The 8100-nt window shown below is 67.8% G+C and carries 6 protein-coding genes and 1 pseudogene; 1 reads left to right on the plus strand and 6 read right to left on the minus strand.

Features of this window, described 5'->3' with window-relative positions; all coding sequences use genetic code 11:
- The 5 genes and pseudogenes from G3N93_RS28915 to G3N93_RS28935 form a co-directional block, all read right to left on the minus strand.
- Positions 1-374 (minus strand): annotated as a pseudogene (locus G3N93_RS28915) (RND transporter); the annotation flags it as partial.
- Positions 375-379: 5 nt separating this feature from the next.
- Complete coding sequence (locus G3N93_RS28920; protein WP_206134498.1) at positions 380-1609, minus strand: efflux RND transporter periplasmic adaptor subunit; 1230 nt, start codon at positions 1607-1609, stop codon at positions 380-382.
- Between the two features lie 36 nt (positions 1610-1645).
- The gene (locus tag G3N93_RS28925) at positions 1646-4813 is read right to left on the minus strand and encodes an efflux RND transporter permease subunit (protein WP_174935462.1); all 3168 of its coding nucleotides are present in this window, start codon (positions 4811-4813) and stop codon (positions 1646-1648) included.
- A gap of 23 nt (positions 4814-4836) precedes the next feature.
- On the minus strand, positions 4837-5043 hold the full coding sequence (locus G3N93_RS28930; RefSeq protein ID WP_174983116.1) for a hypothetical protein: 207 nt from the start codon (positions 5041-5043) through the stop codon (positions 4837-4839).
- 10 nt (positions 5044-5053) lie between these two features.
- Positions 5054-5809: a Crp/Fnr family transcriptional regulator gene (locus G3N93_RS28935; protein ID WP_206134499.1), complete on the minus strand. Its 756-nt coding sequence runs from the start codon at positions 5807-5809 to the stop codon at positions 5054-5056.
- Between the two features lie 168 nt (positions 5810-5977).
- Here G3N93_RS28935 and G3N93_RS28940 point away from each other — a divergent pair, with 168 nt between their 5' ends.
- Positions 5978-7633: an acyl-CoA synthetase gene (locus G3N93_RS28940; protein ID WP_206134500.1), complete on the plus strand. Its 1656-nt coding sequence runs from the start codon at positions 5978-5980 to the stop codon at positions 7631-7633.
- A 36-nt stretch (positions 7634-7669) separates the two neighbouring features.
- On the opposite strand, the gene G3N93_RS28945 is transcribed toward G3N93_RS28940, so the two are convergent.
- Positions 7670-8100 (minus strand): methyl-accepting chemotaxis protein (locus G3N93_RS28945; RefSeq protein ID WP_241026743.1); only part of this gene is annotated, 431 nt, incomplete at its 5' end.

Raw genomic sequence — 8100 nt, forward strand, 5'->3', positions numbered from 1 at the left:
TCCGAGATCTTGAAGCGCTGGCCGCCCGCGTTCAGGCCGACGGCCGGATACTGCGCCGACGCGACCGATGCGAGCGTCGCCTTCGCCTGGTCGTAGCGCGCGGCGACGGCCTTCAGGTTCTGGTTGTTGCGCAGCGCTTCGGCTTCCAGCGCATTCAGCTGCGGATCGCCGAACGCGGTCCACCATGCCGGGTCGAGCGGCGCGCGGGCCGGCGCGGCGGGATGCCAGTATGAATCCGCCGGATCGAGCCGCCATGCGGCCGGCGTGTCGACGTCGGGCCGCTTGTAATCGGGGCCGACGGTGCAGCCGGCGAGGGCAGCCGCGAGCGCAACGGCGGTGGCGGAGACGGCGGCAGGCCGCCGGCGGAGGCGCATCGCGATCACGACTTCGCCTCCGCGGCGCCGGAGGCCGGCTTCGCGGCCGGCGCCGAGACGATCACCTGGTCGCCGTTCGTGAGCGCGTCGCTCGGGTTCGTCACGAGACGGTCGTTCGGCGTGAGCGGGCCGTCGACTTCGAGCGTCTGCCCGATCGTGCGCACGACCGTCACCGATTTCAGGCGCACCTGGCCGTTCGCGTCGACGGTCGCGACCGTCGGGCCTTCGGCGCGGAACAGCAGCGTATTGGCCGGCACCTGCAGGCGGCCGACCGGCGTCATCGGCAAGGTAGCCTGCACGTACGCGCCGGGCAGCAGCCGGCCGTCCGGGTTCGGCAGCGTGATCTCGATCTGCAACGAGCGCGTCGCGACGTCGATCGCCTCGGACGTGCGCGTGATCGTCCCGTCGAAGGTCCGGCCCGGCAGCTCGGCCTGCGCGACGCTCACGTGCTGGCCAACCTTCACCTGCTGCGCGTACGCCTGCGGCACCTGCACGTAAAGGCGCAGCTGGTCGGCCTGCACGACCGTGAACAGCGAGCGGCCGGCGTTGCCGGAGCTGACGAGATCGCCCACGTCGACGTTGCGCTGCGTGACGATCCCGTCGATCGGCGCGACGATCCGCTGGAAGCCTTTCAGCTCGGTGAGGCGGCGCATGTTCGCATCGGCCGCGGCGAGGTTCGCTGTGCCCTGGTTGAACGCGCCTTGCCGGTCGTCGAGCTCCTGCTGCGACACGGCATCGCGCTGGCGCAGCTGCTGCGCGCGGTCGAACGACGTCTTCGCGAGCGCGAGGGCGGCCTGCGCCTGCTGGCGCTGCGCGGTGGCCTGCGCGAGTTCCTGGTTCAGCTCGGGCGTGTCGAGCTCGGCGAGCAGTTGCCCCTGCTTCACGTGCGCGCCGATATCGGCTTGCCAGCGCAGCACGTAGCCGCTCGCGCGGGCGTAGATCGGCGCCTCGACGAAGCCGCGCAGCGTGCCGGGCAGCGTCAGCTTGCCGCCGGTGGCCGCATCGACCGGATGCACGACGGTCACGTACTGGCGCGTGTTCTGCTCGGCAACGGCGTCGAGCCGGTTGCGGTTCAGCACGTTGACGACGACCGTGCGCGCGGCGCCGGCGGCCAGCAGCACGCCGATCACGATCAGGACGATCTTCCCGCGTCGCGATACCGACGTGCGCGTCGGCAGGTGCATGCCGCGTTCGTCTACCTGGATGCCGACGGAGCTGTGATGTTTCTCTTCCATGAATTCAACCAAATCAACCGGGTAGTGGGACGAAAGTCAGTGGCCGGCCTGGCGCGCACGCCGGCGGGCCAGCCGCGCATGCACGCCGCCGAACACGAGCGGCACGAACAGCAAGGTCGACACGGTCGCGAACAGCAGCCCGCCGATCACCGCGCGGCCGAGCGGCGCGTTCTGCTCGGCGCCTTCGCCGAGACCGAGCGCCATCGGCACCATCCCGATGATCATCGCGAGCGCCGTCATCAGCACCGGCCGAATCCGCGTCGCGCCGGCTTCCAGCGCGGCCGTAAGTGGCGGCGCGCCGGCCTCGAGGCGCTGGCGCGCGAACGACACGACCAGGATGCTGTTCGCGGTCGCGACGCCCACCGTCATGATCGCGCCCGTCAGTGCCGGCACGCTCAGGTGCGTGCCGGTGATGAACAGCATCCAGACGATGCCGGCGAGCGCGGCCGGCATCGCACTGATGATGATCAGCGGGTCGAGCCACGACTGGAAATTGACGACGATCAGCAGGTAGACCAGCACGATCGCCATCGCGACGCCCGCGCCGAGGCCGATGTACGACGTGCGCATCGTTTCGATCTGGCCGCGCATCGTTAGCTCGGTGCCGCGCGGCAGCGTCGCGCGCGCATCGGACACGATGCGGTCGATCTCGCCGGCCACTGCGCCGAGGTCGCGGCCTTCGACGCTCACGTACACGTCGATCGCCGGGCGGATGTTGTAGTGCGTGATCACGGCCGGGTTCGCGGTGCTGCGCACCTGCACGAGGTTGCCGAGCAGTTGCAGCGGCATGCCCGTGCGGCCGCTTGCCGAGATCGGCGTGCCGAGCAGGTCGTCGACCGACGAGATGCTGTATTGCGGGGTCTGGATCTGCAGCGGGTACTGGACGCCGGTGCGCGGGTTGATCCAGAACGACGGCGTGGTCTGAGAACTGCCGGACAGCGAGATCAGCATGTTCTGCGCGACGTTCTGCGCGGAGAGGTTGAGCTGCTGCATGCGCGTACGGTCCATGTCGGCCAGCAGGGTCGGCTCGTCGTTGCGTTGCAGCACGTGCACGTCGACGGCGCCGGGGATTTGCCTGAACTTTTTCATCAGGCTGCTCGCGATAGTCATGTTACTCGCGAGATCGTTGCCGAGCACCTGCAGGTCGATCGCGGCCGGTTGGCCGAAGTTGAGGATCTGCGTGATGATGTCCGACGGCTGGAAGAAGAACTCGACACCCGGGAAGCGCTCGGGCAGCACCGTGCGCAGCGCCTGCACGTAGTGCTGGGTCGCGCGGTGGCCGGGCTTCAGCGCGATCAGCAGTTCGCCGTCTAGCGTGCCGATCGTGCCCGCGTTGCTGTACGACAGGTTGATGCCGCTCACCGGCAGGCCGAGGTTGTCGACGATCGCGCCGAGTTCGTCCGGCGGCACGGTTTCGCGGATCACGCGCTCGACCTGGTCGGCGAGGCGCGCGGTTTCCTCGATCCGGTAGCCGGTCGGCGCGCGCATGTGCAGCCGGATGTTGCCGGAATCCGCATTCGGGAAGAAATCGCGGCCGAGCACGAACACGAGGCCCGTCGACAGCACGCAGAAGCCGAGGAAGCACATCGCGTAGAAGCGGCGGCGCACCAGCAGGATGCTGAGCAGCACGATGTACCACGCGCGCAGCCGCTCGAACGCATCGTTGAACGCGTGATGGATGCGGGCGAAACGCGACGTCGCGTGGTCGGGGCCGGTGCTCGCCTGCTGCGGGCGGAACAGCAGCATCGCGAGCGTCGGCACCAGCGTGCGCGACAGCACGTACGACGCGAGCATCGCGAACACGACGGCTTCCGCGAGCGGCACGAACAGGAAGCGCGCGACGCCCGTCAGGAAGAACATCGGCACGAACACGATACAGATGCACAGCGTCGACACGAACGCGGGCACGGCAATCTCGCCGGCGCCTTCGAGAATCGCGTCGTGCAGGTTCGTGCCGAGATGCAGGTGCCGCTCGATGTTCTCGATCGTGACGGTCGCGTCGTCCACCAGGATCCCGACCGCGAGCGCGAGCCCGCCGAGCGTCATGATGTTGATGGTCTCGCCGAGCGCGGACAGCGCGATCAGCGACGTGAAGATCGACAGCGGGATCGAGATCGCGATGATCAGCGTGCTGCGCCAGTTGCCGAGGAACAGCAGGATCATCATCGCGGTCAGCACGGCGGCGATCAGCGCCTCGTGGATCACGCCCTGGACAGCCGCGTTGACGAACACCGACTGGTCGAACAGCGGCGTGATCGTGAGCCCTTCGGGCAGGGTCGGGATCACCTTCGGCAGCAGCGCCTTCAGGTCCGCCACGACCTTGAGCGTCGACGCATCGCCGCTTTTCAGGATCGAGATGAGCACGCCGCGCTGGCCGTTCTGGCGCACGACGTTGGTCTGCGGTGCGAAACCGTCGCGTACGGCTGCCACCTCGCGCAGGTAGGTCGTCGCGCCGTTGACGGTCTGGATCGGCAGGCTGCTGATGTCGGCGATGGTGTCGGCCGACGCGTTGGTGTCGATCCGGTATTCGGTCTGGCCCATCTTCGCGGTGCCGGTCGGCAGCACGAGGTTCTGCGCGTTCACCGCGTTGACGATGTCGGCGGGCGTGAGCCCCTTCGCGAGCAGCGCCTGCGGATCGAGGTCGATCGCGACCACGCGCGTGCGGCCGCCGTACGGGAACGGGATCTGCACGCCCGGCACCGTGATCAGCTGCGGGCGCAGGAAGTTGAGCGCGATGTCGGCGAGCGACTGTTCGCTGAGCGTCTTGCTCGACAGCCCGAGCTGGATCACCGGGATGCTCGACGCCGAATAGGTGATCACGAGCGGCGGCGTCGCGCCCTGCGGCATCTGCCGCACGATCGCCTGCGCGGACGAGACCGTTTGCGCGATCGCCGTCTGCACGTTCGCGCCCGGTTGCAGGAACACCTTCACGACCGCGATGCCGGGCAGCGACGTCGATTCGACGTGCTGGATGTTGTTGACGGTCGTCGTCAGGATCCGTTCATGCACGGACGTGATGCGGTTCGTCATCTCGGTCGCGGAGAAGCCGCTGTAATTCCAGATGACGCTGATCACGGGAATGTTGATCGCGGGCAGCACGTCGACCGGCGTGCGCATCAGCGCAAGCGGGGTGGCCAGCACGATCATGATGGCCATCACGATGAACGTGTAGGGGCGCTTGAGCGCGAGATTGACGATCCACATGGAGGCAGCGGGACAGGCGGTGATCAGGCGTGGGTAAATGGAACCCGAATGATAGGCGTCGGCGTGGAACGGGTTACTGTCGCGAAACTGGCGGAATTGTCAGGTTGGGGCGCGGCGGCCGATTGCCGATTCAGCAGAGGAAACGCAGCGCGGCGCGGCGGCCGGAAATCGGCTGCGATATCGGCCGCGATATCGGACAGGCAGGCTGCGTCGGCGACGATTCCGTTCATGGGCCTGCGCTCAGATCTGCTCCATCCCGACGTGCGCGAGCGCACCCAGGTCGACGACATCGATCTGGTTGTACGCGAGCCGCAGCGCGCCAAGCTTCTCGAGCTGCTGCAGCGCCTGGTTGATTCGCTGCCGCGACACGCCGACGAGCATTCCCAGTTCCTCCTGCGAGATCGACAGCGACGGGCCGGTGTCCGGGTACAGGTCGGGGTTGAAAAGCTGCGTGAGCGCTTGTGCGACGCGCGCATCGACGTCGAGCAGCCGGCTGTTCTGGATCGACGCGATGAATTCGCCCATCCGGTTGTTCAACTGGTGGATCACGAAGCGCGTGAACGGCAGGCTCGTGTCGAGCAACGCATGGAACGTGTCGACCGGCACGAACAGCACGGTCGAGCGCTGGATCGCGACGACCTCGTACTTGCGCAGCTCGCGCTTGATCACGCTGCCTTCGCCGAACCAGCCGCCCGACGGCACGCCGGAGAACGTGCAGCCGCGCCCCGACGCATTGAAGATCGCGAGCTTCAGCAGCCCGCGGTGCACGCCGATCCAGTATTCGGACGGGGCGAGCCGATGCGCGATCACGTCGCCGGCCTCGCACTGCTCGACGCGCGACTGCGCGAGCACGAGCGCTTGATGCTCCGGCGCAAGCGTGCGGAACCACGCGCACTGGCCGAACAGCGTGGCCAGCGGCGGCAGCGGGCCCGGTTCGGAAAGGGCGTCGGCCGGGTCGGCGGGCGCGTCGGGCGGTGCGGCGAGTGGGTCGTGCATGGGTGCGGGTTTGCGAGGATAGGGATAACGCGCAGCGCGTGAAAGGCACTCTGTCGTTTCGATGACAGACGGCTCACAATAGCGCCCGTTAGGCTGTCGGCAATTGAACCACATCAAAACGATCCGGGGTGGATGCGCCTCGGTCGACAGGACACGGGAGACAGGATCATGACGCAGATGTTCGAGGCCGGACTCGGCCGCCGCGACGCGAATTACGTGCCGCTCACCCCGATCGACTTCCTGGTCAGGACGGCCGAAGTCTACGGCGAACGCCTCGCGATCGTGCACGGCGACGTACGGCGCACCTGGGGCGAGACCTACACGCGCGCGAAGCAACTGGCGAGCGCGCTCGCGCGGCTTGGCATCGAACGTGGCGACACGGTCGCGGCGATGTTGCCGAACATCCCGGCGATGGTCGAGGCGCACTTCGGTGTGCCGATGGCCGGCGCGGTGCTGAACACGATCAACACGCGGCTCGACGTGTCGTCGGTGCTGTTCATGCTGCGCCATGGCGAGGCGAAGGTGCTGATCGTCGACACCGAGTACGCGGAGTTCGCGCATCGCGCGGCGCTCGAGGTGCCGGGCCTGAAGATCGTCAGCGTGGCCGACGCGATGCCGGCCGATCCCGCGCGCTTCGCGGGCGCGACCGACTACGAGGCGTTCGTCGCAAGCGGCGACTCCGACTATGCATGGACGCCGCCCGCCGACGAATGGGAGGCGATCGCGCTGAACTACACGTCCGGCACGACCGGCGATCCGAAGGGCGTGGTCTACCACCATCGCGGCGCGTATCTCGCGGCGATCAGCAACATCCTCGAATGGGACATGCCGAAGCACGCCGTCTACCTGTGGACGCTGCCGCTGTTCCACTGCAACGGCTGGTGCTTCCCGTGGGCCGTCGCGGCGCGCGCGGGGGTGAACGTCTGCCTGCGCAAGTTCGACGCGAAGACGGTGTTCGACCTGATCCGCCGCGAACGCATCACGCACTATTGCGGCGCGCCGATCGTGCAGAGCGCGATCGCGAACGCACCGGCCGAATTCCGCGAAGGCATCGACCACACGGTGCATGCGATGGTCGCGGGCGCGGCGCCCGCGCCGGCCGTGATCGCGAAGATGAAGGAAATCGGCTTCGACCTGCTGCACGTGTACGGGCTGACCGAGGTGTACGGCCCGGCGACCGTGTGCGCGAAGCAGTCGCACTGGGAGGAACTGAGCGACGAGGATCGCGCGCGGCTCAATGCGCGCCAGGGCGTGCGCTATCACCTCGAAGCGGGCGCCACGGTGCTCGATCCCGACACGATGGCGCCGGTGCCGGCCGATGGTGAGACGCTCGGCGAGATCATGTTCCGCGGCAACATCTGCATGAAGGGTTACCTGAAGAACCCGAAGGCGACCGACGAGGCGTTCCACGGCGGCTGGTTCCATACCGGCGATCTCGCGGTGCTGATGCCGGACGGCTATATCCGGATCAAGGATCGCAAGAAGGACATCATCATCTCGGGCGGCGAGAACATCTCGAGCATCGAGGTCGAGGATGCGCTGTACCGGCACCCGGCGGTGGCGGTCGCGGCGGTCGTCGCGATGCCCGACCCGAAATGGGGCGAGGTGCCGTGTGCATTCGTCGAGCTGCGCGAAGGCGCGAGCGCGACCGAGGAGGAGATCGTCGCGCATTGCAAGGCGCTGCTCGCGGGCTTCAAGGTGCCGAAGGCCGTGCGGTTCGGCGAACTGCCGAAAACATCGACCGGCAAGATCCAGAAATTCCAGCTGCGCAATGCGGTCGGATCGGACAAGGCGATCGATCTGGCGGGCGACGACAAGAAGTAGGCGATGGGCCGGCCGTCGCCGGCCAGCCGTTCTTCGTCACGCGTTCCGTTCGAGCCGGAACACGCTGACCGCGTCCGACAGGTGCGCGGCCTGGTCGCGCAGCGCGACGGCCGCGCGTTCGGCATCCGAGATCAGCATCGCGTTCTGCTGCGTCGCGTCGCCGATCTGCGTGACGGCCAGGTTGACCTGCTCGATACCGGTCGATTGTTCGCGCGACGCGGCGCTGATCTCGCCGATCAGCGTACGGACCTGGTCGACGCGCGCGACGATGTCGCGCATCGTGCCGCGTGCGGCCTCCGCGATCCGGTAGCCCTGTTCGACGGTCGTCGACGATTCGGTGCTCAGCGTGTCGATCTCCTTGACCGCGGCCGCGCTGCGCTTGGCGCGCGCGCGCACCTCGGCCGCGCCCCCCGCGAAAGGTAGGCATAGCGACGCGTAGGGAACGAGTGTGCGACAGCGTGTAGAGA

This window comes from Burkholderia sp. Se-20378 (assembly GCF_017104665.1).
GTDB classification, from domain to species: Bacteria; Pseudomonadota; Gammaproteobacteria; order Burkholderiales; family Burkholderiaceae; genus Burkholderia; species Burkholderia lata.